General features: G+C 46.7%; 19 protein-coding genes and 1 pseudogene. 13 read left to right on the top strand and 7 right to left on the bottom strand.

The features are described from left to right. The first annotated feature begins 15 nt into the window (after positions 1 to 15). From cheD to LZU85_RS00530, 6 genes are all read left to right on the top strand, one after another. Positions 16 to 657 carry a chemoreceptor glutamine deamidase CheD gene (gene cheD, locus LZU85_RS00505; protein WP_176297826.1) on the top strand — a complete coding sequence of 214 codons (642 nt, stop codon included), beginning with the start codon at positions 16 to 18 and terminating at the stop codon, positions 655 to 657. After that, positions 657 to 1694, top strand: coding sequence for a protein-glutamate methylesterase/protein-glutamine glutaminase (locus tag LZU85_RS00510; protein ID WP_176297827.1), 1038 nt, complete (start codon positions 657 to 659; stop codon positions 1692 to 1694). The genes cheD and LZU85_RS00510 overlap by 1 nt, the downstream gene beginning before the upstream one ends. A 492-nt stretch (positions 1695 to 2186) precedes the next feature. Further along, positions 2187 to 2915: a methyl-accepting chemotaxis protein gene (locus LZU85_RS21170; protein WP_255199139.1), complete on the top strand. Its 729-nt coding sequence runs from the start codon at positions 2187 to 2189 to the stop codon at positions 2913 to 2915. A 38-nt stretch (positions 2916 to 2953) separates the two neighbouring features. After that, positions 2954 to 3253 (top strand): STAS domain-containing protein, encoded by a 300-nt coding sequence (locus tag LZU85_RS00520; protein WP_176297829.1) that lies wholly within the window; start codon positions 2954 to 2956, stop codon positions 3251 to 3253. A gap of 14 nt (positions 3254 to 3267) precedes the next feature. After that, positions 3268 to 4944: an ATP-binding SpoIIE family protein phosphatase gene (locus LZU85_RS00525; RefSeq protein WP_237286082.1), complete on the top strand. Its 1677-nt coding sequence runs from the start codon at positions 3268 to 3270 to the stop codon at positions 4942 to 4944. Between the two features lie 221 nt (positions 4945 to 5165). Then, a complete protein-coding gene (locus LZU85_RS00530) occupies positions 5166 to 6839 on the top strand; it encodes a DUF342 domain-containing protein (protein WP_237286083.1) in 1674 nt (557 codons plus the stop codon). A 148-nt stretch (positions 6840 to 6987) separates the two neighbouring features. Here LZU85_RS00530 and LZU85_RS00535 read toward each other — a convergent pair whose 3' ends face one another. Both LZU85_RS00535 and LZU85_RS00540 read right to left on the bottom strand, forming a co-directional pair. Beyond that, positions 6988 to 11034 carry an NACHT domain-containing protein gene (locus tag LZU85_RS00535; RefSeq protein ID WP_237286084.1) on the bottom strand — a complete coding sequence of 1349 codons (4047 nt, stop codon included), beginning with the start codon at positions 11032 to 11034 and terminating at the stop codon, positions 6988 to 6990. Positions 11035 to 11460: 426 nt separating this feature from the next. Continuing rightward, positions 11461 to 12606: a hypothetical protein gene (locus LZU85_RS00540; RefSeq protein ID WP_237286085.1), complete on the bottom strand. Its 1146-nt coding sequence runs from the start codon at positions 12604 to 12606 to the stop codon at positions 11461 to 11463. A 116-nt stretch (positions 12607 to 12722) separates the two neighbouring features. Here LZU85_RS00540 and LZU85_RS00545 point away from each other — a divergent pair, with 116 nt between their 5' ends. Further along, complete coding sequence (locus LZU85_RS00545) at positions 12723 to 13475, top strand: hypothetical protein (protein ID WP_237286086.1); 753 nt, start codon at positions 12723 to 12725, stop codon at positions 13473 to 13475. 540 nt (positions 13476 to 14015) lie between these two features. Here the strand turns inward: LZU85_RS00545 and LZU85_RS00550 are convergent. Together LZU85_RS00550 and LZU85_RS00555 are read right to left on the bottom strand one after the other, a co-directional pair. Next, the gene (locus LZU85_RS00550) at positions 14016 to 14495 is read right to left on the bottom strand and encodes a YehS family protein (RefSeq protein ID WP_237286087.1); all 480 of its coding nucleotides are present in this window, start codon (positions 14493 to 14495) and stop codon (positions 14016 to 14018) included. Between the two features lie 176 nt (positions 14496 to 14671). Beyond that, positions 14672 to 15136 (bottom strand): annotated as a pseudogene (locus LZU85_RS00555) (M9 family metallopeptidase N-terminal domain-containing protein); the annotation flags it as partial. Between the two features lie 278 nt (positions 15137 to 15414). Here LZU85_RS00555 and LZU85_RS00560 point away from each other — a divergent pair. Then, complete coding sequence (locus tag LZU85_RS00560) at positions 15415 to 16029, top strand: histidine phosphatase family protein (protein ID WP_015728472.1); 615 nt, start codon at positions 15415 to 15417, stop codon at positions 16027 to 16029. Between the two features lie 99 nt (positions 16030 to 16128). Here LZU85_RS00560 and LZU85_RS00565 read toward each other — a convergent pair whose 3' ends face one another. From LZU85_RS00565 to murQ, 3 genes are all read right to left on the bottom strand, one after another. Further along, complete coding sequence (locus tag LZU85_RS00565; protein ID WP_237286088.1) at positions 16129 to 17187, bottom strand: porin; 1059 nt, start codon at positions 17185 to 17187, stop codon at positions 16129 to 16131. A 165-nt stretch (positions 17188 to 17352) separates the two neighbouring features. Beyond that, entirely contained in the window at positions 17353 to 18813 is a 1461-nt protein-coding gene (gene murP, locus LZU85_RS00570; RefSeq protein WP_130252491.1) for a PTS N-acetylmuramic acid transporter subunit IIBC, read from the bottom strand. Between the two features lie 25 nt (positions 18814 to 18838). Then, positions 18839 to 19741, bottom strand: coding sequence for an N-acetylmuramic acid 6-phosphate etherase (gene murQ, locus LZU85_RS00575; RefSeq protein WP_045613375.1), 903 nt, complete (start codon positions 19739 to 19741; stop codon positions 18839 to 18841). Positions 19742 to 19987: 246 nt separating this feature from the next. Here murQ and LZU85_RS00580 point away from each other — a divergent pair, with 246 nt between their 5' ends. The 5 genes from LZU85_RS00580 to groL all read left to right on the top strand — a co-directional run bounded on the left by LZU85_RS00580 (position 19988) and on the right by groL (position 25130). Then, positions 19988 to 20836 (top strand): SIS domain-containing protein, encoded by an 849-nt coding sequence (locus LZU85_RS00580; protein ID WP_038963070.1) that lies wholly within the window; start codon positions 19988 to 19990, stop codon positions 20834 to 20836. A gap of 172 nt (positions 20837 to 21008) precedes the next feature. Next, positions 21009 to 22223, top strand: a complete 1215-nt coding sequence (locus LZU85_RS00585) for an RsmB/NOP family class I SAM-dependent RNA methyltransferase (RefSeq protein ID WP_039467002.1) — start codon at positions 21009 to 21011, stop codon at positions 22221 to 22223. 250 nt (positions 22224 to 22473) lie between these two features. Next, on the top strand, positions 22474 to 23040 hold the full coding sequence (locus tag LZU85_RS00590) for a sugar O-acetyltransferase (protein WP_058666364.1): 567 nt from the start codon (positions 22474 to 22476) through the stop codon (positions 23038 to 23040). A 166-nt stretch (positions 23041 to 23206) separates the two neighbouring features. After that, positions 23207 to 23497 (top strand): co-chaperone GroES, encoded by a 291-nt coding sequence (locus tag LZU85_RS00595; protein ID WP_011082031.1) that lies wholly within the window; start codon positions 23207 to 23209, stop codon positions 23495 to 23497. A gap of 34 nt (positions 23498 to 23531) precedes the next feature. Continuing rightward, the gene (gene groL / locus LZU85_RS00600) at positions 23532 to 25130 is read left to right on the top strand and encodes a chaperonin GroEL (protein WP_011082030.1); all 1599 of its coding nucleotides are present in this window, start codon (positions 23532 to 23534) and stop codon (positions 25128 to 25130) included. The last annotated feature ends 21 nt before the right edge of the window (positions 25131 to 25151 follow it).

The raw sequence follows: 25151 nt of genomic DNA on the forward strand, positions 1-25151 counted from the left end.
CGCTAAGGCTGCCACATGCTCGACTCAACGAATCACCATTTTCAAGCACAACCACAAGCGTATTACAGTCGCTTTTTCAACGAACAAAAAGGGTTACACATGATCAAAGTGTTGCCCGGTGGGGTGTATGTCAGTAATCAAGAAGAAATGATCTGTACCGGATTAGGATCGTGTGTTTCTGCTTGTATTTGGGATCCCGTCAAACGCGTTGGAGGCATGAACCATTTTTTACTGCCGTTTCATAACCATTTTGAAGAGAAACATTGGCATGCCGATGAGCTGCTTTCTGGCGCTTCTCGTTACGGGAGCTACGCGATGGAGATGCTGCTTAACCAACTGCTCTCGTTCGGGGCTCGCCGTGAACGCTTGCGCATGAAGTTGTTTGGTGGCGCGCAAATGATGGGTTTTCACTCGATGATTGGTGAGAAAAACGTCGAATTCATTCTGCATTACGCTGAGCAAGAGGGCTTAGAGGTGGTGGCTTATGATTTGGGTGGGTTAGAGCCGAGAAAAATCATGTTCGATCCGCTCACTGGCAAAGCGTGGTTGAAGCGCATTCCCTTTGCCGAGATTAGCCATTTACGGCGTGAAGAAGAGCGTTATGCGCACGATTTGGAGAAGCAAACGCATAAAGGATCAGATGTGGAGCTATTTTGATGAGTAAGAAAACAAAAGTTTTGGTTGTCGATGATTCTCCCGTTTTCCGTGCATTGCTCACGGAGATCATTAACTCGGATCCTCAGTTAGAAGTGATCGGTGCGGCGGAAGATCCCTATCAAGCGCGCGAGATGATCAAAGCCTTAAAGCCAGAAGTGATCACGCTAGATATCGAAATGCCCAAAATGAATGGGGTGCAATTTCTCAAAAATCTGATGCGTTTGCATCCTTTACCTGTGGTGATGATATCAACCTTAACGCAGCACGGTGCGGATGCCACCTTGATGGCGCTTGAACTGGGTGCGGTGGACTATTTTCCCAAACCTTCGGTGGCCAACACCGCTGACATGTTGGGGTATCGCACTCTGGTGAATGAAAAAATTCGTATGGCTGCACAGGCGCAGGTCGGAGGAAATCCGCCCATGGCGCAGGCGGTGGCAACCAGCAAACAAGGTACAGAAACCAATCGCTATCAATTGATTGCCATTGGCGCATCGACGGGTGGAACCGAAGCGGTGAAACACTTGCTTTCCGCCTTACCTGCCAGCATGCCACCTATAGTGATTACGCAGCACATCAGCGCCCTGTTCTCTGGCCCATTTGCCAATCGTCTGAACGCATCGTGCGCGTTGACCGTTTCTGAGCTGAGTGAAGGGGAAGTGGCGTTAAAAGCCAATCACGCTTACGTTGCTCCGGGCGATAAACACATGATGGTGTTTCGTCGCGGTGGACAGCTCTATGCTCATTTAGACGACAGCCCAGCGGTGAATCGCCACAAGCCGTCAGTGGATGTGATGTTTGGCTCGGTGGCAGAGAGTTTAAAAAACCAAGCTATTGGCGTGATCTTAACGGGTATGGGCAAAGATGGTGCCCAGGGGATGTTACGGATGAAAGAGCAAGGTGCGATGACCATCGCACAGGATGAGCAGAGTTGCGTTGTGTATGGCATGCCGCGGGCTGCGGTGGAATGTGGCGCGGCAATGCATGTCAAACCACTCAATAAACTTCCTCAGTTTTTGTGCGATCTACTAAGCTAAAAGAAAACATAAGCAAAATGTCACATATTGGATTTGGTCAGGTAGGCAATTATGGAAAAGTTGGCGCAAGCAAATTATCGATCTCGTTATCTTATCGCTGTGGCCTGTCAGGTTGTGGTGTTGACATTTGGCGCCGTGCTGGCTCATTCAATGGGCAACATTGCTCTGATGATTTTGGCGGCGGCCATTCCTTGGTTGGTGCTTCCGTCCTATTTTTCTTCTCATACCGAGGATAGTTCCAGCAAAACCAATGTGGTTGAAAAAAATGCTCAGCAGGGCTGGACGCAAGTGGGGCATTTTTTACAAACCGCACTTCCGCGAGTAGAACAACCACTAGCGAAACAGAAAAGCGTGATTGAAGCCTCAGTCGAAACGTTGAACGACAGTTTTTTTGGTTTACAGCGCAGTTGTGAAGAACAGAGCCAGATCTCGGAAAAATTGGTGGACGATCTGCTCGCTAACCAAAACAGTGAAAATAGCATTGCACAAGTGATGCCGAGAACCGAAAAGATCATCAACCGTTATATCGATATTTTGATTAATGTGTCGGAGAAGAGTATTTCTGCGGTCCACAGCATCCACGACATGTCAGACAAACTGGACGCGGTGTTTAAGCTGCTCAATCAAGTGCGCGGACTCTCTGATCAAACCAACTTGTTAGCACTGAACGCAGCAATAGAAGCGGCGCGTGCGGGCGAGCAAGGACGAGGCTTTGCCGTGGTGGCACAAGAAGTGAGAGATTTATCTGTCAAAGCGGAATCGCTGAACAATCAGATCGAACGCGAAATCAATATTGCCTTGGCGACCGTCAAACAGGCAAACCATACGGTAGGGGAAATGGCTTCGATTGATATGACCGTGGCGATTGAATCCAAAGAAGAAGTGGATGAAATGCTGCGTGGGGTGCAAAAAGTCAACAATATGGTTGAATTGCAAGTGCAGCAAATTCATGAGTTGGGCGCGCAACTGGCGCAGAAAGTGGCTTCTGGGGTTCGTGCGTTGCAATTTGCCGACATTGTGGTTCAGCAGGGCGATTTTGCCACGCAAACGATACTTAATTTGTCGTCACTCCAGCAGTTGATCAAACAGTACGCTGCCAATCAGATCAGCAGTGAAGAACTGATTGCACAGATTGAGTTGTTAGAGCAGCAAGAGCGTGGCCGCGGCGAAGGCGCTGCCAACCAAGTCAGTATTGATGAAGGTGAAGTAGAGTTGTTCTAAAAAGAAAGCATGCAGATATGGGCTAGGGGAAGGCAAATATGTCAGTGATGAAAGAAGTCGATAACGCAAAAAACACGGTCACCTTAGCAATCGAAGGGGCCTTTGGATTTAACTTGGTGCAAGAGTTTAGAAACGCCTACAGCCCACATCTCAATAGTCAGTTTATTATCGACCTACGTAAAGTAGACTACATTGACAGCGCTGGCTTAGGTATGTTGCTCAACATGCAAAAACATCTCAACAGCGCCGATGGCCGAATTAAGATCATCAATACCTTGCCACAAGTGCGCAAAATTTTGTTGATCAGCCGTTTCGATAAAAAATTTCAGATTGAATAGAGAGCGGGTCGGGTATGAAGATTTATATCGTAGATGATTCTCCCAGCAATATCGAAGTGTGTAAGATGATGCTTGGCGATCTCGATGCCCGAATCAGCACCTTTAACAGTGGCCTGAATGTCATCTCAGCACTGCAAGAAGTCAATGAGCTGCCAGATGTGATTGTGCTGGATGTGATGATGCCGGAGTTGGATGGTTTTCAAACCGCGCAAATCATACGTGAAGCCTTTCCAAATCGGCATATTGCCATCATTTTTCTCACCGCTTTGGATGACCAAGAGTCGTTTGGTAAATGCTTGGCGTTCGGTGATGATTTTATCCCTAAGCCCGTTCAGAGAAATGTACTGTTAGCCAAAGTACGGGCACACGTACGTATTGCCAAAATGTACAACGAAATGGCGCAGCAGCGTTTAGAGTTGAGTCATTTTCATGAACAAGTTCGTTACGACTACACCATTGCCGAAAGCATCTTCGCCAATCTTAAACAGGAAATGGATAGCTGCTTGGAAAGTGTCTCCGGCGTGGACTATTTTTCCTCTCCTTCGACCGTGTTTAACGGTGATTTAATCATTGTCGCAAGGCGGCCTCATGGTGGCATTTATGCCATGATTGCTGATGCCACAGGACATGGTTTGCCAGCCGCTATTTCTGCCATACCTGCTACACGCGCATTTAACTCTATGGCCGCGAAAGGCATGGCGCTTGGTGAGATTGTTAGCGAGATCAACAGTGCTTTGGTGAAATTTTTGCCGATGGGGATGATGTTGGCGGCGAGCTTGTTTGAAATCAGTGGTAACGGCCGTAACATTCGCTGGTGGGGTGGCGGCCTACCCGATGCGTTTTTGATTAATCACGATGGTAGTGTTGCCGAGCGGTTGACGTCTACTCACATGCCTCTTGGCGTGTTAGAAGAGCGAGAGTTTGATGCGAGTGTAATCAGCTTTGAGTTGTTAGATGGGCAATCGATCATCACTTACACCGATGGGGTGACCGAGTCGCCCAACGAAGAGGGAGAGCAATTTGGTGAAATGCGCTTACTGCGCGTCATCGAAAACGATCCCTTCGATGCGATTAAGGCACTGCAAAAAGCCGTGGCGGCGTTCTCTTGTCGTCAGCGCCATGATGACTTATCGATATTGACCCTAAGGTGTCCAGTATTGTCAAGTTCACCCGAGTGCGCTCATGGCCCATGTGAAAGCGAACTGTTGTCGCAACTACCCATCACAAGTCGCTTATCCCTCAATAAACCTCAAATCGCTTCTCACCATCTGTTACCCGACTTGCGTGAAGTATTGAAAGGCATGGTCAGTGGTGGCCCGCATCTCGACCTCATCTGCTCAGTGTTGTCTGAGCTTTTGGCGAATGCCATAGACCATGGGTTACTTGAGCTAGATTCGAAGCTCAAAGAAGACGCTGATGGATTCTTTGTCTACTACCAAGCGCGAGAACAGAAACTCGAAGAACTCGCCGAAGACGCTAACCTGATGATCGAGTTTGGCTACCAGCCAGAAAGCGCTTTACTAGCTATAATAATAGAGCATAACGGAGTAGGGTTTGATTACAGTAATCCGGTGCAAAACGTTCAAGAGAGTCAACTGCACGGTCGAGGACGAATTCTGCTCAATGAACTTTGTAAATCAGTTTCTTACAGCAATGGTGGTAAGTGCGTTGTTGCAACCTACCAATTGTAAACGACAAAAGAGGTAACAAGGGCTGAGCTTTTCGCACAAATTTACAGTGTAAAAGTAATGCCAAAAAAGAGTCTAATCGTCACAAATTTGGCGTAAATTACAACGCGTTGCGCTTTAGTGATGTGAGCCTGATTATTCTCTTTTGCCGATGTTCACTCATTCGTTAATTAGTTAGACTGGTTCAAGAATTTGTATTTTAGTTGTAGTAAGCGACCGTCTATATGTGGAAACTTTGCCTTTCATGGAATGAAAAGAAGACTGAAATCACGGCCAAACTGCCTGAGGCAGACTTGGGAAGTGAGCTTGCCAGAAAAGAACTCGATGCTGAACTTGTCGAGATGGAAGCGAAAGAGCTGTTGCTCGATGACGCTGAAGTGGTTCGTTTCCTTAACTGTGCTCGTGAACGTAAGTCGGAAGCGTATGAAGGCATCGTGATCGCTAAGCGCCTCAACGCTCAGCTTGTAGTGGAATTGACGGACAGCGACATGCTTGCCAGCATGAAAGTCACTGGCGCGTATGGTGGACGAGGTTTACGCGGTAACGAAATTATCCATGCACTGGCGCAAGCAAGAGTCACCAAAGGCATCAACAAGTTGGCGCTGAAAAAAGTGCTGGTGGTGAGTAATCAACTCAAAGCTGGCGAAGAGTTTGTTCAGCCAGTGGCACAAGGCAAGCAACCCATCAAAGGTAAAGATGCTCAGTTTGTGCCTCTGGTTGAAGACATCAGCAAACGCGTGTTGAAACCAGAAAAAGGCAAATCTGCCAATGCCAAAATCGATATGCGTAACCTTGGGGCCACCATCACCGTTGATAAAGGCGATGAAGTTATGCGTCGTGAGCCCGCAACCAAAGGCACTCCAGGCTTTACCGTTCAAGGTAAAATTATTCCACCTCAAGCGGGGAAAGATGCGGCACTCAAACCGGGCAAAGGCACGGAAATCGCTTCCTATGATCCGAATCTTCTCATTGCTAGCCAATCGGGCATGCCGCTCATCAAAGATAAAACCATCGAAGTGGACAGTGCACTCTGTTTGAACAACGTTGGCGTGGGCACGGGGCACGTGAAGTTCAAAGGCAATGTGGTGATATCTGGCGATATTGAAGCTGGTATGATGGTTCGTGCCACCGGTTCGATTACCGTCGGTGGGTTTATCGAATCTGCCGACGTACAAGCGCAAGGCGATATTGAAGTCGGTAAGGGCATCATTGGCCATACCGTTAGTGATGGCGAGCCTCGCAGCTGTTCGGTGAAAACCAAAGGCAAAATAGTCGCCAATTATGCCCAGTTTAGTGAGCTGCAAGCAGGTGGGAATATCGAGCTGGCAGTGCACTCTTTCAACAACGATATTCGTTGTGGGCACGATTTGCTGGTGATCGACGCCAATGAAAGAAACGGCACCCTTAGTGGTGGCGTAGCCAAAGTCGGCGGCAAAGTCCGCTGTGTTCAACTGGGTGTGGAAGGAGATACCGCCACCAAAGTGGAAGCCTTTGCCCGTTTTGGTGCGTACAAAGACAAACTCGCTTCGCTTAAGGAGCAGTACAAGCTTGCCCAAGAAGAAACGATGGATGTCATCCGTCGTGAACTCGAGTTTAAGAAAACGCCGAAATCGCAGCGCGAAGAGGGCGTGGAAGAAGCCATCGCGCAAATGAAAGCGGAAAACAACGCTCAACTGGAAGCCGTTAAAGGCCAGCTAGAAACCCTCGATGCCGAGTTCAACGCCTTACTGGAGCTCAACACAGTAGAAGCGACGGAAAAAGTCTTCACCCGCGTGACGGTTCAATTTGGCGACGAACAAGTGATCACCAAGCGCACCCACGGTGGTAGCATCTTTAGCTTCAACCAATACGAAATCAAAGTCTCTTCCGCCCTTGAGCAAGAGGACGTCGCAGTGTAGCGATGTACGAGCGAGTTAGAGATAGATGCTCTAACTCGTTTTTGGACACAAACGTGATAGATTAATTGCTCAATAACTAGTTATATGGATTAGAAAAAGTATCAATAAACTAAAGAGCCAGAGGAAAAACCTACAAGCTACATCAGTTTTACTTAGGTTTAGAAACATCCAGAACAAAGACATCAATTAGCCCTTTTAGTTCTGCGGGCAATTGTTCTTCAATACTGCTTTTTAGTTCCTGAGCACTACTTATCTCATGCCTTTTTCGCCCTGCAACCTCCTCATCTACACCAAACCAAATAACAAGGTAAATACCTTGATGTTCAGCATCAGGGTGGATTGAGTAACGTTCGAATAGCTGAGCAGAGGCAGCCGAATATAACTCACTATGCCATTGTCCCTTTGCCTCTATAACGAGTAACCGCCTTTTACCTTCAATCATCTTAGTTGCAGTTATATCAATCCTATTTTGATTCTTGGTCTGATGTTCGGACGTAACTAAGATACTTTGAGGGTGGAGTACCAAGTTCAGTCGTTCGGCAATGATCTCGACAGAATTAACTTCATTTAAATGTATATCACATCCATTTTTATCTTTCGTATAAAAACGACTTGCCGTATTGAACTCGCCTCCGTAAATATCCTTTTGATAGTTTATCAACTCTTGAATAACACGTTGGCGTAGTCCTTCCACTGTAACAACTGCGTTATTGTCCAGTAAGTCCACGATCTTTTCTGGAGTAGGAGGCTCAAAGTCGTTCAGCGATTTTTTCCTCAGCTGCTCAGCTTTTATGCTTTTCAACTCTCTCTGAATATCACTAAATCTGTCATCTTGAATAAGGCGATCAAGGACCGGAATCGCTTCATCAGGAGTATCACTACCTATTGACCAAATAATTTCAGTGAGGAAACGATATGCAGTCTCTCCCACAGGGCTACCAGTCCCCCAAGAGTTAGGGAGGTGAACCTTCGGCCATTGATTAAAAAAAGAAAATAAAATAGATTCGATCTTAGTAGATGTTAGATTTGGCCAGTAAGAAGAACTATTTCTACTCATTCTACTTGAGCGCCCTTCAAACAAAAGCAGTGAGTTTCTATCACTTTTAAGCCAAGAAAAATATGGTTTCGCAACTTCTACGTCCAGAAAATAGAAAGCTCTAACGAACCAAAACTTGCGTTTTTGTTCGATATTTTCATCATCCGTCTGTACAGGAAATTTTGATAAATAATAAGAACAGCGAGTCAGAATGATGTCATTAAGTAACTTTCCGTCTCCAAACTGTGCTGCGAGATCAAACAGCGTATCAAGCGCGTAAAAACTTAACTCGTCGAAACGTTCAAGCCATTCAATCGGTAGTTTTGCCCGCAAGGGTTTGAATATCTCATCATACTTCAACATATCTACTCTAGGATGAGAACACTGAGAATTTGCCAACTGAGGTTCGACATAGGAACGAAGAAACTGTTCAATAGATTCATTATTAGGAAAAAGTAAGCGATCAACTTCCGCTTTTAGAGCATCGTGCTCGATTTTACTAACCGCATCGTAATGAACATTTAAGTTGGCCTTTAGAGCAAGGAGTACTTCTGGCTTAACACTGCCTAGGTTCCCGAATTCACGCATTATTTCAATGCAAGATGCGAAAAGGATCGTTTCAACATATAACACTTTGGAGGAGCATCGCAACTCAGCTAGCTTGTTCAAGCTAGGAACTTCTGGTTCTATGACCTTATGACAATTCCTAAGAGCGTTTTTCACAATTTCCTCGTCGCCAAATTTCAGAACAACATCTTCTGGCTTATTAAGCACGGTATGCGCGAAATGGAACAAAAATCTCCAATGACGACCACTCTCTACTAGTTCTCGATTTTCTTGGATATATTGAACATTTTCGGCATGGATATCATTTTTTCGTTTTTTATAGCGGCGAGATCTTCGATTACTTTTAGCTACCCATCGTTTATGCTCTTCATTCGTAAACTGCGAATCAGCCCTATTGCATTTGGCCCACTCTCGCATAAACATCGGCTTCTCCAACGCCTGATTTCGCATGTGATTTCGCAAATCATCAGGGCCTCTTTCCTCTGGTTTACGGTATCTATCATGTCTTGCAATAAAGCTTACCCATAGTTCAGGGTTATCTGTATCAAATGCTAGATCAGCTATAAACTTAAAATCTTCATTGAGTAAGCGGAGACCTGAGTGTGATTGAAGACCGAACTTCTGTCGCTTAGTCTCAAATATTTGGTCACGTTCAGTTAGTCCACTGAAAACATGAGTAATAATACCTTGCCGTAATTCATTATTTTTATATAGTGCTTGAACAGAACTACTGTCTTTGGGCCCAATACCTCTATGGAAGTTTAAATTTTCAACCCAGCTCCAAACACGCAATGGGTCATAAGGCGGTAATACCATATCAAAATAATGGTCAAGCATATAACCGATAATCTTACTTATACCGTTTCGACATTCGCATTTATATGATTCTAAACCACAAATACAGGTAAGAACCCTAGTTAATATATCTAACAGATTCTCAATATTTTCTTTGTCTAATTTTTGAATTAGAGGCTTTATAAAGTAACGCCCTTCAATTACTAGCTCCAATCGATATTTATTACTTGGATATAAATTTGCACAAGCCAAAAATAATTTTTCAAGAAACGCTAACTCAAACATATTTAAATCAAGGATCTCCATCCCTTTAGCGACCACCTCAAGTGATGCTGGACTGGCTTCAGATAAAAGCTTCGTTAAGTCTGATTCATACGCATAGGTGGTACAACCCAAAAGACATTTAATTGCATAAATGCGATTATACTTGTCTCCTTGAGAATCCAAGAGGATCTGACGCAACTCATCTATCAATAAGTGAACGATTGGAGATTCAATCAATAGTTCAAGAATTAAATTACGTAGTTGCCCATCGCCTTGGTTGTTAAGCAGTGCTTTGATATCTACGATAATATCTTCTGTGAAAAAGCCCGCAACACTAAACCTACGCCAAAAATCGCTTCTCCTAAAATATGGATCCGTTTCCTCGATTTCCTTCAGTTTAGTCAAAAGTAATTGCTTTGATGACGGGGCTAGCTGAGAGGGGTCTCCGTTTGCAAGAACTGTGTAAGGGTCGAGTTCAATTGCAGCATGCTGGACAGCTTTATTCCCCAAAGCAGCCATCCAGCCCAGTAGCCCACGAAGTTCATCTCTTACGGTAGAATTGGGCGCAATAATTGGTAGGCATTGGTGTAGCGTTAGAGCATCTGCTGGGTCTACTATTCGCTTTGTAAGGTGGGCGGCTGCACAATACTCAGCTACGATTTTGTGGACTGGACGGTGTTGGTCAGTACTATCCCCTAGCTTGAAAAGCCGAGTTGCAAGGACATTGAAAACTGATGGATCATTACCAGCAAGTGATGTAAGTAAAGGATATATGCGGTTTTCTTCGATTTCGCTGACGCTTACTCCTTCTGCTCCAGACAATAGCAGTTTGGCAAATACCTCTGACGAAATATCGACTTTTTGACTTGCGGAAAGTGATAGGCTGGTTCTTGAGGACGTTTGACTTACTTCTCTAGCTAAACGTTCCACTGCAAGTTTGAAGATAGATTGTTTATCTGCAAAGTTTCTTTCGCTTTCAAGATAAGCGTCAGCAAACATTTTCAGGAACTGAGGATTCGGCAGAAGGGCTTCCAGATCAAATCTACATACTTCTGAATAGAATCTAGCGAAGTCTTCTCCCGGTGCATGGTGCTCAAAGATCGCACGTTGCTCAGAATCACCTAACTCGCAAAGCCTAACCACCAATGGTTCAATTCCCAAAAAATTCTTAATTGCATTTGTGGCAGATATATCCCACTCACTAGATCTGCTAGAAATAACGACATGGGTGGGCTTCGCTATCGTTATCTTTGCCAGAAGTTTATGAATGCCACTTTGATCAATTTTGGCCAGTTCATCAAAAGCATCAATAACAAGTGGTGTATTCTCGTGTCTAGCGCCTAATTGTACGAACATGTTTGCGGTAACTGAAGATGTACCCAACTGTTGAGCCAAACTTCCAAGAAGTTCGGTTTTACCACCTCCAGGTTCGGCTAACACGACAACGTAATTTGAAATAGCTAAGAGCTCTACTTCTGAGAAAGTCTTGTTTTCATTTGAGAGTCTACGCTGTAAATATAGCTTCGAACACATAGGCAGCAGTCATTTTCCTGAGGTAAAAGGGTGTAGAATTACTCGAAAAATCTAACAGAGTTTTTAGGTAATGTCTTTAAGCAATATGCGTATAATCAGTCTGTTACAGGTAGTCAACATAAAGCAAGCTTGCTGAGTGTCGAGTTACTTTCCAACAATTTGCTGACACTTTACTCTCCAAAGCTCCCCATTAGGTGTACTGAGTTCTGTCTTATCCATTGAACACACATTAGTTTTTATATGGAAAGCTCAAATAAATAAAGCTCGTGTGAGTATTAGCACTAACAAACTATGGGGCAGAAACGCTTTAGGGTCGTGGCACTAAGTCGCTCTTGTCCCTGATTGAGCTGAAAATCAGAGTGATAACAAGCTCATCCTGAACAATTCAAAACAATACACTCCAGATCTACGATTAGAAGCTGAGTGTCAGCAGGTTAGCTCTCCAGACTGCCTGAATCGTTCGAAACGATCCTTTACCAAGTTACGGTATCCCGGATACTCACTGAAGTAGCGCACAATTTCCTCTGCGTCTCTCCCTGAGTGGCACAGTTCACGCTGTACATAGGTAAATATGTTGATGAACCTTACAAGACTGATTTCATCTACAAGAGAATCAGCTTCAGAAAATGGAACATACAAGATGGCGATATCACTTTTAAACTCATCTGCTGATAATAGCCCCCCTTCCTTAAGGCGCTTAAATCTTGCTTTTATAGCATTGGTATCAGGATCAACCATCCAAAGCTTCAGTTCCTTCTCGTTTAAGAAAGACTCCTGTCGATAACGACAGTAACTTTCATCTGTACACTGAGCAGCCAGAATATCTCTGTATAACTGTGTCCACGTTATACGATCCTTTTGGTACTTATCCTCGGCCCAGTTACTTTTTAAGCGTTTAAGGAACACCTCCATAGAAGGAACAACGAAAGTTTTACCCTGTTTTTCATCTAGTTTTGGCAGATAATTACTCAATGTAGGAGAAGGCTGATGCGATAGCTCCATCATTAAGTCAAACAAAGCAGCCCAGTACATCACAAGTTTGATTACATATTCAGTTACCTGTTCATTTGGCGGCTCTGGGAGTTGCAGACTATCTATACGCAGCCAGTCTCTTACAAATTTTTGAATTACCTCGTGGTTGTTTTTTTCATCGCTACCTTTGAGACACAAATACTCGATCTCGCAATGAGCCAGAAGGAAACTAAAAAACTCATCTAATTCAAACCAACCGTATTTATGATGAGCCTTCCTGAATGATGCGACCGCTACCTTCATCCCGAACCAAGCACCTAAGTGCCTAAGTTCATAACCCTCGACTTCACTCAAACAACTGTCGAGGTCAAATCCTTTTAGACGACATTCTGCCATCAGTTCCCGCATGAGTTTCTCTGAATCTCCGTTACGATAGTCCCTGAACATCTGCTGATCATGAGTAATGTTGGGATCTTTTTTCAGCATTCTCATTAGTTTGACGAATGCGTCGGAATCTGACGTTATATCTTTAGTTGATACCCGAAAGAATCCGAAAAGACCGTTAAATATAATTCCTCGGTCAGAAAGTGTGGTAAACATATTTCAGCGAAATGTCCCTTTTTACATGTCTGTACTGAGTGAGAATACCTCCTGAGCAAGAGAAAAACCTTGTTCCAGTTCTCTCTTAACAAAAACAGGAGCATGAGGAAGGTATAATGATGGACAACATCCTAAAAACTATACAAAGTGGTGCACAAGCACTTTCATTGCTAAGTAAGGTGCGCTGTGTAGAAAGCTATTCGATTTTATCTGGAGAAAAAGCGAAAAGCTTATATTCATGGCCTACAGAATTTGAAAAAGATAATATAGTTTCCAGTGTACTCGAACAAAATGGAAAAACTTTGGGGAACTACTGTAGAGTTAAATCCTATCCAGTCTCTTACACCCAGTATAAAAACTATCTACCTGTTTATGCACCGGAAATTATCAGTATTCGAGTTTCACGCTGTCTACTGGATGTATATAAACTTCTGTTCAAAATAAACACTATCACAAAAATTACGGCTGTTTGGGACAGTGTGAAGTATCCAATGCGAACATACCCTAAATCTATGTCTGACATGGATGGTTTAAAAGAGTTTGCCGGATACCGAGATGCGATGCTTGTTTTCGATTTCGGTAACGAAAAATACAGTACAAAGCTTCCAGCATTTGCATACCGAGCATTATTGGTAGCATCAGAGGTATTTAAAACCTTTTCTATTTCTTATGACGACAGAAGTCATTTCATTGGTAACGTCACAGATAAGGCGGGGAGAAGTAAAAGATACCTCGTACACAACGGTAATAAGGGATACCTGTTTGAAGCAATTAATGAAACCTCTGATTCAGTCGATAAACTGGTTGGCTGTGACAAATGGGTCGAAGTTCTGAAAAAAGACGGCTGGAAGTTTTACAACGATAAGTAATCTGGCACTGCAATGCAGCAGCCTTAATAGTTTGAGGTATTAGCATTCACTCCAAATCGAAATGGCAGTTGCAGTGACCCTTTGCAATAGGCAAGGCAATTAGATTACTAACACTAAATTGCTTCTGCCCCCAAGCTAGGCATCGTGAAACGCCTCTGGACAGAAATGAGTCATCGGTTTTGCTAAATTAGCAATTAACGGATTGTCATGGGTGTTGCAAGTCCACTATTTTGGTGGCCAAACCAGCTCATCCACTATGCTACAAGATGTCTGGAACATCTTGACCAGAATAGTGGCCCCTAACTGTCTTAAGGTTTTAGCTTGGGTTTATCTTGGTAGGGTCATAGGTGGCGGTGTGTGTCTTGATTCTAAAAGCCGACCAGAATTCAGCTTGGTTTGATAGGTATCTACTGAAGAAAGACAAAGAATAGACGTGATTGTGAAGCTTTAATATCGGTCATTTAGAATGATAAAAGCGAGTAGCCAAATAAAATGTTCTCGCTTTTTTAATCAATTACCACGTTCGATTCGAGATAAAAATTACCCAGTAAACTCATCAGAATCGGGACGATTGGTAAACTGCACACCATTTAAGAAGTCGCACAGCAGTTGGTCTTCACACTGTTTGTAGTTTTTATTGTTTGGCTTGCGGAAATACGCACCAATTTCGTATTTACTTAAACTAATACCAACTACTTCTAATACGTCCAACACATCTTCTGCTTTCATGTCTAGCGCAATACGCAGCTTCATGAGAATCATGTTGTTGGTCAACGTGACTTCTGGCTTAGGTTGCTCGCCATCTTTTTTTCCTCGCTTGAGGTTAATAAAGCCATTTAAGAATACCGCTAACTCTTGATCCTTCATCTTAACGCAAGATTTGTCGCTTTCATCTTTTAACCAGTTTTCCACTTTATCGTGAGCCACAGTGACTTCGGCTTGCCCGAAAGCTTTCATTATCTGTGCGTTTTTAAGGTTTAACGCGTGTTGGATACGACGTAAAATTTCGTTGTTAGTCACTAGGGATTCCTAAAATGAGTTCTAAGGGTGAATAAAAAACCATCAATGACATGCGATCTGTGGGGGTCTTTATTCAATAGCGTAGTTGACGGTGACTCTAACAGAGAACACGTTTCTTCGGTAGGTTAAAAAATGGAAATAAGACGGCCTATTCGAACGAGTTAGCTAAGTTGGTAAGCCCCCACTTGCTCTCGCCCTTGATCAAGAGCATGAGGGTTGGCTAAAAACGCGTTGATGGTATGGGCGAACTGCTGGCCCAAGAGAGCGGAAAAGGCCGCCACGTTTCCTGCGTTGTAACGAACGTAGTAGGCTGCGCGAACGTATTCGCCCAAGTTTTCAATGGCGCGCGCTTGCTCGGCTTCGCCTTGATACGCTTGTACCGCTTGGTGTAGTGCCACCTGAATGCGGCTTAAGCTCGCTTCGCTGTAGATGTTGTTCAACGTGTCAGCTGAGGCAGAAAACCAACTACTGTAACAGGCGTAATCTGCGCTGGAGATGGCAGCGGCAAGATCGGGCGACTGCTGCAATTGGGCAACATCGCATTGGGTTTGTGCAAAAGAAGCACCAGAGACCGATGCGAGTAAACAAGCCAGAGCCAAACGGCGACGAGGGAAAGGAAGAAGAGACATAACCACACTCATTGATTAGTAAAATGATTTGAGCGGTGTGTTATATGCCCTGCGCGTTATGAAATGAAACTTGTCTCATAAATTTTATGAGCTCAGTTCAGAAAATAGATTTATTACTCTAATTTATAGATCTGACGGCACGAATTTTACTCGTTGAAAACGTTAATAAAAAATTAAATAAATGGAACGAAGTAACGTATAAACAGAGTCAACTTTGACTCAAAAACACGCTTTTGCAGCGGGAAAAAGTTTGCGGTAACGTGTTTGACCAGTGAATAAGGAGTCAACGTTTGAGACAGTTTTTTATTTTACGACATGGGCAAACCCTGTTTAATGCCGAGCAAAAATTACAAGGGCACTGCAATTCACCATTAACGGAAAAAGGTCAGCGCCAAGCATTGAGTGTGGGTCGAGTATTGCAAGCCCATCTTGAGTCAGGCTCATATCACGTCTATTCCAGTTCGTTGGGCCGAGCGTTGCAAACGGCAGAGATCGTTTGTCAGCAGTTAGGCTTTGCAGTAGAAGAGATCATCGCCGACGACCGATTAAAAGAGTTCTCGTTAGGGGATTGGGAGCAAAAAACCTTGCCCGAGTTGCAAGCGACACGGCCGGATCTTCTCGATGAGGCGGATTGGTATCTGCAAGCACCCAACGGTGAACGTTATGAACAAGTACAACAACGTTTATCACAATGGTTGGAAACGCTGCCAGAAACGGGGCGCTTTGTGGTCGTGAGTCATGGTTTAACGGGTATTGTGCTTCGCGGTATGCTGCTTGATTTGGACTATGAACAAGTATGGCAGCAAGATCTTCCGCAAGATGCGTTTTTTAAGATCGTGAATGGCCAGGTGGAGCGTGTAGACTGCCCACTTGTCGATCTCGCGACGTTAGCGATGCCTGCTTAGTGTATGGCAAGGCTTCGATAACCACCAACCAGAGCCCACGGTTCTGGTTGGTGGTTTTTATGCGGTGATATTACATCAAACTTAAGCTATGTCAGTTGCTTACAGCTCGTAACGTAAGCCGAAGTGGTAGTAGCTTTCATCGGCATGCGCTCCCCCAAAGGAAGTTTCTTGGCCGCTGCTGTAGCCGCGCTCGCCGTTGCGATCCACATAGCTGGTGTAAATGGAGGAACGAGCGGTCAGCTTGTATTGCACTTCTAAGGTGGTATCGTTCAGTTCTAGCTCGTCGCCGCCGCTGTTTTGCAATGAGCGATAACCTGCACGCAGCGCCCATTTGTCGCTCAGGTTATACACCGCCGTCAGCTCCGTCACTTTATCGGTACTGGTTTGTGCGTAGAAGCCTTGCAGTTCATCTTCAGAATAGAGCGCCCCGAGCATCACATCACCCAAGTAATAACGTGTGCCGACACCCCAAAAAGTGTAATCGGTGTCGTTGCCTTCACGTGCGTCACCTTTGTTTTTCTGCATCGCCACCACGGGCGCTAGGCGGCCAAAGTCCCCCATGTCGATGGTGTAACGCAGCGCGGCGTTGTAGCCGTAATCGAGCTCGGAAGTGTTGTTGCCCAGAATGTAAGCGGCAGAAACATCAAGATTGCCGAACTGATTTTGGTATTGCAGTGTACCGTCTTGACGGAAAACCTGAGTGGCGGTTTTGTCCACTTTGTTGGCTTGGCGCGCCATCGAAACGTCGGAAGAAGCAAACACATCGCCAATGTCAGTGAACATGATCAAGCCCGACGAAACACGGCCACCCGTGATACGGCCATACTCTTTGGCATCAATCCCCGCCCACACATAACGCGCAGTCAGAGCCGGTTTGTCGTTCACTTGGTTGGCGTATTCTGCCGCGCCAACTTGATACTGCGCCATGCCGATCACCGACGCATGCTCGTTAATGGTTTGCGAACCGCTCAGGCCAATACGGCCATCAAACTCGCCCTTGCCATCGCCATGTGTATTGTTTTTGTTGGTGATGTTGAAGCCCAAACGAGAATAGAGATCGACCGTTGAGCCATCCTCTGCTTGATAAATTTCTGCCGCCAAAACGGTGTTAGAGATAAATGCCGCAGGAAGTAGCACAGAGAGAAGCGTTTTTTTCATTTTCATAACCTCAATGAGATGGGAAGTTTTCCGTTTTTCAGACACAGCAGCGCCCCTTCCGATGGTTCGAAATCCTAAAAGCGGTGTCTGTAGGGTTGGGTTAAGGAGTGCGCCCTTGAGTGCTCAAAGGCGCGGCCAGTTCATTCCTATAGGGGGAAGAATGAATCAGCTTAAATCGACGTCTTTGCTGCCAAAGAAGTAGGTGGCGAGGAAGCCGACCACGTAGGAGATGATCAGGCCAACCACGAAGACCGCCATGCCAGCGAAGATGCCGCTGTGCGATGTCATCAGTGGGATCGCCACGATACCAGAAGGGCCAAACACGGTATTCAAACCGACAGGTAAGCCAAGGTAGGAAACCAAGCCGATGAAGAAGCCGCCCGCCGCGCCCCCAATACAGGCCGTCACAAACGGTTTGACGCGTGGCAGGGTGACGCCGTAAATCAATGGCTCACCGATGCCGAGAATGCCCGGGATGATCGCCCCTTTCACTTGCGTGCGCAGCACCGCGTCTTTCTTCGCTTTGAAATAAAGTGCCAGTGAAGCCCCCACTTGGCCGCCGCCCGCCATCGCCAAAATGGGGAACAGTGAGTTAAAACCTTGCGCTTCCATCAGCGCAAAATAAACAGGCACAAAGCCTTGGTGGATACCAAACACTACCGAAATCAAAAACAGACCAGCAAGAATCGCCGCGCCCAGCGGGTTGTCGTTGAGGTTTAAGAACAGCCAAGACATGCCTTTGAACAGCTCGCCACCGATAGGCATGATCACCACAAACGTGACCACACCCATGATCAGCAGCGTGACCACTGAGGTAAGAATCATGTCGAGATCATCGGGCATGTATTCACGCACTTTGCGTTCCACTTGCGCACCAATGATCGCCGCCAGCAGAACGCCGATAATGTTGCCTCGCGGGTCAATGGTGTAGCCAAAGAACTCACTCATGCCCGAGTAGATGCCAGAGGTGGCATCTGGGTTGTAGCCCAGCACAAAGAGTGACGCGAGAATGGCGCCGTTCACACCAGAGCCACCAAAGGCTTGCTGCGCGTTATAGCCGATCAAGATGCTAAGGAAGGCAAACAACCCCTTGCCAAACACTTTCATGTAGGCGATCAGATCGAGCATAAACTGGCTTGGGGTTTGCTCCAGCACGAACATTTGCTCAAGCAGCGTAGCAAAACCAAGCAGCAAACCCGCGGCAATGAAACCGGGGATCAGCGGGGTGAAAATGGTGGCAAACTTGCTCAAAAAGCGTTGCACCGCGCTGGTCTGTTTGCTCTTCATTTGCTTTTTCTGCTCAGCGGCAACGCTGGAGAGATCGTTCGCGTCGCTGGCAATAGCCTGTTCTTGCACATCGCCATTAATGACGCTTTCAATCAGCTTGTTCATCAGCTCGGCCGCTTGCTGCGCTTTGCCGGGGCCAAGGATGATCTGAAATTGCTCATCGCTTTCCACCACGCCCATGACGCCGGGGATCCGCTTAATCACAGCCTGATCTGCCACGCCATTGTTGGCCAGCGTTAAGCGAAGTCGGGTCATGCAGTTGCCACATTTGCTGACATTACTGCTGCCGCCCACCGCAGCCAGCAGCTGCGAGATCATTGTTTGGGTTATCTTTGCCATAACGGTCTCCTTGAAACCTTAATGGTTACTTGTCGTTCAGCGCAGCGCGGATAAAACCGTTGTGCTGTTGTAATTTGTTTTTGGCTTGCTCGGCATCTAGGCCAGAAAGAATCATTAAAATCGCGGTCTTGCAGTGGCGATCGCATGCTTTGAGCGCTTCTTCTGCTTCTTCTGCGCACACGCCAGTGGCCTCTACAACGATGTTGGTTTGGCGTTGGATCAGCTTGGCGTTGGTTGCTTCCACATCCACCATCAAATTGCCAAACACTTTGCCACTGCGGATCATCGCGCCGGAGGTCAGCATATTGAGCACCAGTTTTTGCGCCGTGCCTGCTTTCATGCGAGAAGAGCCTGTGACCACTTCTGGGCCCACCACCGGCAAAATGGCGATTTGCGCCGCATCGGCCATTGGGCAAACCGGATTACAGGCGATCGACACCGTTGTTGCACCCATTAAGGTGGCGTATTCCAAACCGCCCAACACATAAGGTGTGCGTCCGCTTGCGGCAATGCCGACCACCACATCGTTGGCTGTCAGGTTGAGTGATTTGAGATCGTTTTGCGCCAGCTCTCGGTTGTCTTCGGCATTTTCCACCGCTTTTAGAATGGCAGTGTGGCCACCGGCAATCAGGCCAACCACGAGCTCTGCCGGAGTGCCGTAAGTTGGTGGGCACTCACTGGCATCAAGAATACCTAAGCGGCCCGAGGTACCTGCGCCCATGTAAATCAAACGGCCACCGTGGGCAAACGCATGTGTGATGGCATCCACCGCTTGGGCGATGTGCGGCAAAACCGCTTCCACCGCCAGTGCGACTTTCTGATCTTCTTGATTGATGACTCTGAGCATCTCGACGGTGGACAGGGTATCAATCTCTGCACTGGCTGGGTTGCGGCTTTCTGTAACCAAACGGCTTAAATCAATTTTCATGGTGGACATTTCTCGATAATAGGTTTTGAACTGAGGGCGATTCTATGGAATAAAATATTCTATTTTGGTGATAAAAATCACACTTAAGGTTATTCTTTAGGCAGATAAACTCTGGAATAATGGGACTAATTCAAAGGTAATAATGACCGTTATTTAAAGAAAAGTCGCTTTTAATTAGTGGTTTGCTGTTTTCGGTTTTTATTTCTCGTTTGGAATAATTTATTTAAACTTTTTTGAGGTTTTACTGTGTCCGTTATCAATAAAATCGTCGCAAGACGAACTCATTTGTCGCAAAGTGGCCGAGTGATTGGCGATTGGATTGTAGAAAATGCAGAAAAAGCGGCGCAATTAACCAGCCAAGAGTTGGCAGAGCAGGCACAAGTGAGCCAATCGAGCATCGTCAAGTTTACTCAGCGACTTGGCTTTAAAGGTTACAGTGCGTTTAAGCTTGCCCTGACGGAAGAAATTGGTCGCAAACAAGCGATGCAGGCTACGCCGTTGCACAGCGATATTCTGGCCGATGATCCGCTGGCGGTGATTGCACAAAAGCTGATTAAAGCCAAAACCGACGCGATGTTTCAAACCACCAATGCGCTTTCGTATGAAGCGTGCCATCAAGCGGTGCAGTGGTTGAGTGAGGCAAGGCGCGTGCAGATCGTCGGCATTGGAGGCTCTGCGCTAACGGCAAAAGACCTCAGTTATAAGCTGCTTAAATTGGGCATCACCACCTTGGCCGAGCAAGACAGCCATGTGCAGATCGCGGTGGCGCGCACTTTGAGCGAACAAGATGTGCAAATTGCCATCTCGTTTTCAGGAGAGCGCAAAGAGATTTTGGTGGCGGCCGAAGCGGCCAAAGAGCAGGGGGCGAAAGTGATTGCGCTCAGCTCCCCGAAAAAAAGCCGACTACGCCAAATTGCCGATATGACCTTCGACACCATTGCCGATGAAACCGAACATCGCAGCTCGGCGATTGCTTCACGCAGCGCACAAAACGTCATCACCGATTTGCTGTTTATCATTCTGGTGCAACTGCGTGATGAGAGCGCAAGGCAGATGATCAGTGACATCTCCTCTGATATTCGACAGATTTTGTAGCTCAGCGCGATTCATTGCGCTCACCCCGAGCAAGTGGTGAATTGCTTAACAATTTTGTGAACCATCGTGTCTTGCGAAATCAGCAAGTTAGCTGCGATGGTGTGCGCCTCGCTTGCTAGACCCGACAATAACTCCTATCATGTCGCGGTTTTTCTCTTCTTTGGATGCTTTTATGCTCAAATCGTCTCTTTCGCCTTCCTCTTCCAATCTGGTTCTTAGCATTCTTGATTTGGTGTTGAACGAAGGTTCGCCTCTGGATAGAGCCTATTCTCGCCACTTCTCTGAGTTGAATTTGATCAGCGCAGAGCAAGCACGTATTACGATGGTGACTGGCGATGTGCTGCGCCGCCTCAACCTATACTGCTTTTTGGCCGATATCGATGCGTCGAACATCAGCCGCGAGAGCATGCGTTTGATTCACATTTGGCATAAATTCCACGGCTTAGCGCTGCCAAAAACCAATTACGCAGAAGCGATTGAAGACGATCTTTTCCAAGCAAAAATGGAAGAAGCCAAAGCGCAACCCGCCCTTTGGGATGGTTGTCCAGAGTGGCTTGATGTGTTGGGTGAGCGTGAGTTAGGCGAACAATGGCCAGCAGAGCGTAGCGCGCTGGCGAAACCGGCTAAGCGTTACTTACGCGTTAACTTACTCAAGTGTGACCGTGATGATCTCGCCAAACGTTTGAACAAAGAAGGTGTGAGCACCGTGCCGGTGGACGGTGTGGAAAGTGCGCTGGAAGTGACGTCAAACTCAGCCCTATTTAAGACGCAATCTTTTGCTGATGGTTGGTTTGAGCAGCAAGATGCTGGCTCACAAAAAGTCGCGGCGGCATTGGAGGTAAAACCGGGCATGCGCGTGATCGATGCGTGTGCGGGCGCAGGGGGCAAAACTTTACACTTGGCCGCGATGATGGCAGGTAAAGGCCGTTTGCTGGCGATGGATGTAGAAGAGTGGAAGCTCAACAACCTTAAAGAGCGTGCGCGCCGTGCTGGTGCACATAACGTTGAAACCCGTTTGATCACCAGCAGCAAGACCATCAAGCGTTTGAAGCTGTCGGCGGATCGCGTGTTGCTCGATGTGCCGTGTTCAGGCCTTGGCGTTCTCAAACGTAACCCAGATGCCAAATGGCGTGACACCGAAGAGCGTTTGCCAGTATTGATGGAGCTGCAAGCCCACATTTTGGCTAGCTATAGCCGTATGGTGAAAGTGGGTGGCATGTTGGTTTACGCGACGTGCTCCATCATGCCATGTGAAAACCGTGGTCAGGTGGATGCCTTCTTAGCGGCGAACCCACATTTCCGTTTGATCGATGATGAGAACATCACCCCAGCCAATTCCGGCTTTGATGGTTTCTACTTAGCGCGTTTAGAGCGCATCGCAGAATAACCTAGCGATTGACCCGTGATAAAAAAGCCAGAATCGATATTCTGGCTTTTTTTATTGGAACGAGCGAAGCGCCTGTGGCGAAGATTGATCAGCTGAATGAATGCTAACAGCCTGCTTACGTCGCCATTGCGCAAAGCGTGACTGGGCACCCGACTCTTCTCTTTAGGGCGAGATTCTCCTCATTTCAGGAGGGGAAATGTGCGATAGTGCGCAGCAGAAAATGCCCGTTGTGAACGTTGGAAGATGCGAAATGAACAGAACTGAAAAGCAAAAAATGTTGGCTGGAGAGCCTTACAATGCGTGGGATGAAGAGCTGTATGGGCTGCGAATTGAGTGTCGTAAAACCTTGCAGCGATTGAACAATGCGATCCCTGATAGCACCGAATGGCGAGAAGCCATCGACCAGTTGATCCCCCAATCGCAAGGTGCCTATCTCGAACCGCCGTTTCGTTGTGACTACGGCGCAAACATCACTTTAGGCAAAAACTTCTACGCCAACTTTAACTGTGTGGTGCTGGATGTTGCTCCTGTGGTGATTGGCGATAATGTGCTGTTTGCCCCCAACGTGCAAATATACACGGCGGGTCATCCGCTGGACGTAAAAAGCCGCGTGGAAGAGGGCATTGAGTTTGGCACACCGATTACCATTGGCAACAATGTGTGGCTCGGTGGCGGCGTGATTGTGTGCCCTGGCGTGACGATTGGTGATAACAGCGTCATCGGCGCAGGCTCGGTGGTCACCAAAGATGTGCCTGCCAATGTGGTTGCGGCGGGCAATCCGTGTCGTGTGATTCGGACGTTGGACGCCACGATTTGATAAACAACTTTTGTTGGTTGATAAAAAATTTTTATCAAAACTCTCCCTTGAACTCTCTCTAACTGACCCTATTTTTTTCTGCGAGAGCGCTGGATAGCCTCTCGCCAGAATTTTATCTATCAACCTGTCTTTTATCTTTTTGAGAATTAAGTAGGAGGCAATCTCAATGAACATTCGTCCTTTAAATGACAAGCTGATTGTTGAACGACAAGAAGTGGAAAACAAATCTGAAGGGGGAATCGTTTTAACCTCTCAATCGGTTAAAAAATCCAATCGCGGCAAAGTGATCGCCGCTGGCCTAGGTAAACGTCTTGAAAATGGTGAACGCGCATCGATGGAAGTAAAAGTCGGTGATGTGGTGATTTTTAATGACGGCTATGGCGTGAAAACAGAAAAAATGGATGGGAAAGAGTACTTGATCCTGTCTGAATCTGATGTGTTAGCCATCGTTGAGTAATGCATTTTAGTTATGGTGAAAAGAGGAGAGTATCATGGCTGCAAAAGATGTTTTATTTGCAAATGACGCACGTCAAAAGATGCTGAAAGGGGTCAACCTACTGGCTGATGCAGTGAAAGTGACACTGGGTCCCAAAGGTCGCAATGTCGTGCTGGATAAGTCATATGGCGCGCCAAGCATCACTAAAGATGGTGTTTCTGTCGCCAAAGCCATTGAATTAAAAGACAAGTTCGAAAACATGGGCGCACAAATGGTGAAACAAGTGGCGTCCAAAGCCAATGACGAAGCCGGGGATGGCACCACCACCGCAACCGTGTTGGCTCAAGCCTTGATCAACGAAGGGTTGAAAGCCGTTGCGGCTGGTATGAACCCAATGGATCTCAAACGCGGGATCGACAAAGCGGTTGATTCGGCGGTCGAGAAATTACGTGCGATGGCTCAACCATGCAGCGACAAAGAATCGATCACACAAGTAGGTTCTATCTCTGCCAACAGCGATCGTGCGATCGGTGACATCATTGCCGAAGCGATGGAAAAAGTGGGTCGCAACGGTGTGATTACCGTGGAAGAGGGCCAAGGTCTTAGCAACGAACTCTCTGTCGTCGAGGGGATGCAATTTGACCGTGGCTATTTGTCGCCCTACTTCATCACCAACCAAGATTCTGGTGCGGTCGAGCTCGATAACCCTTATATCTTGTTGGTGGATAAGAAAGTCAGCAGTATTCGCGAGTTGCTTCCAGTGTTGGAGTCGGTAGCGAAAGCCTCCCGTTCACTGCTGATCATCGCAGAAGATATTGATGGTGAAGCGTTGGCAACGCTGGTGGTAAACAACCTACGTGGCATTGTGCGTGCTGCGGCGGTGAAAGCCCCTGGCTTTGGTGATAACCGCAAAGCGATGTTGGAAGACATTGCCGTGCTCACTGCTGGTACTGTGATTTCGGAAGAGATCGGCCTAGAGCTTGAAAAAGCGACAATTGAACAGTTGGGTAGTGCGAAGAAAGTTACCATTACCAAGGACACCACAACGATTGTTGGTGGTGCGGCGCAAGAAAGTGCTATCCGCGATCGTGTGGCGACCATTGAAAAGCAGATCGAAAATACCACGTCAAGCTACGACAAAGAGAAACTTCAGCAGCGCATTGCTAAGCTTTCTGGTGGTGTGGCCGTGATTAAGATCGGCGCGGCAACCGAAGTGGAAATGAAAGAGAAGAAAGACCGTGTGGATGACGCTTTGCATGCGACTCGTGCAGCGGTTGAAGAAGGTATTGTCGCAGGTGGTGGCGTGGCATTGACTAAGATTGCCAGCGAGCTTGCGGATCTGAAAGGTGATAATGACGACCAAAATGTGGGGATTCGTGTGGCGCTACGTGCCATGGAAGAACCACTGCGTCAGATTGCTATCAACGCAGGTGATGAAGGTTCGGTGGTTGCCAACGCCGTTAAAGCGGGTGACGCTCACTATGGCTACAACGCCGCGACTGGCGAGTATGGCAACATGATCGAAATGGGTATTTTGGATCCAGCGAAAGTCACGCGCTCTGCGTTGCAATACGCTGCGTCTGTCGCCGGCTTGATGATCACCACCGAAGCGATGATCACCGATCACGTCGCAGACACATCGTCTGAAATCTAGTGAGACTTTGGCGGGCAAACG

Origin of the sequence: Vibrio floridensis, from assembly GCF_021852965.1 — a bacterium.
GTDB lineage: Bacteria > Pseudomonadota > Gammaproteobacteria > Enterobacterales > Vibrionaceae > Vibrio > Vibrio floridensis.

Excerpts from the sequence above, each read along its gene's own strand:
- murP (WP_130252491.1), bottom strand. The coding sequence starts at position 18,813 with ATGGCAAAGATAACCCAAACAATGATCTCGCAGCTGCTGGCTGCGGTG.
- LZU85_RS00595 (WP_011082031.1), top strand. The coding sequence starts at position 23,207 with ATGAACATTCGTCCTTTAAATGACAAGCTGATTGTTGAACGACAAGAA.
- LZU85_RS00585 (WP_039467002.1), top strand. The coding sequence starts at position 21,009 with ATGCTCAAATCGTCTCTTTCGCCTTCCTCTTCCAATCTGGTTCTTAGC.
- LZU85_RS00590 (WP_058666364.1), top strand. The coding sequence starts at position 22,474 with ATGAACAGAACTGAAAAGCAAAAAATGTTGGCTGGAGAGCCTTACAAT.
- LZU85_RS00530 (WP_237286083.1), top strand. The coding sequence starts at position 5,166 with ATGTGGAAACTTTGCCTTTCATGGAATGAAAAGAAGACTGAAATCACG.
- LZU85_RS00520 (WP_176297829.1), top strand. The coding sequence starts at position 2,954 with ATGTCAGTGATGAAAGAAGTCGATAACGCAAAAAACACGGTCACCTTA.
- LZU85_RS21170 (WP_255199139.1), top strand. The coding sequence starts at position 2,187 with ATGCCGAGAACCGAAAAGATCATCAACCGTTATATCGATATTTTGATT.
- LZU85_RS00535 (WP_237286084.1), bottom strand. The coding sequence starts at position 11,034 with ATGTGTTCGAAGCTATATTTACAGCGTAGACTCTCAAATGAAAACAAG.
- LZU85_RS00525 (WP_237286082.1), top strand. The coding sequence starts at position 3,268 with ATGAAGATTTATATCGTAGATGATTCTCCCAGCAATATCGAAGTGTGT.
- LZU85_RS00545 (WP_237286086.1), top strand. The coding sequence starts at position 12,723 with ATGATGGACAACATCCTAAAAACTATACAAAGTGGTGCACAAGCACTT.
- LZU85_RS00510 (WP_176297827.1), top strand. The coding sequence starts at position 657 with ATGAGTAAGAAAACAAAAGTTTTGGTTGTCGATGATTCTCCCGTTTTC.
- LZU85_RS00565 (WP_237286088.1), bottom strand. The coding sequence starts at position 17,187 with ATGAAAAAAACGCTTCTCTCTGTGCTACTTCCTGCGGCATTTATCTCT.
- groL (WP_011082030.1), top strand. The coding sequence starts at position 23,532 with ATGGCTGCAAAAGATGTTTTATTTGCAAATGACGCACGTCAAAAGATG.
- murQ (WP_045613375.1), bottom strand. The coding sequence starts at position 19,741 with ATGAAAATTGATTTAAGCCGTTTGGTTACAGAAAGCCGCAACCCAGCC.
- LZU85_RS00540 (WP_237286085.1), bottom strand. The coding sequence starts at position 12,606 with ATGTTTACCACACTTTCTGACCGAGGAATTATATTTAACGGTCTTTTC.
- cheD (WP_176297826.1), top strand. The coding sequence starts at position 16 with ATGCTCGACTCAACGAATCACCATTTTCAAGCACAACCACAAGCGTAT.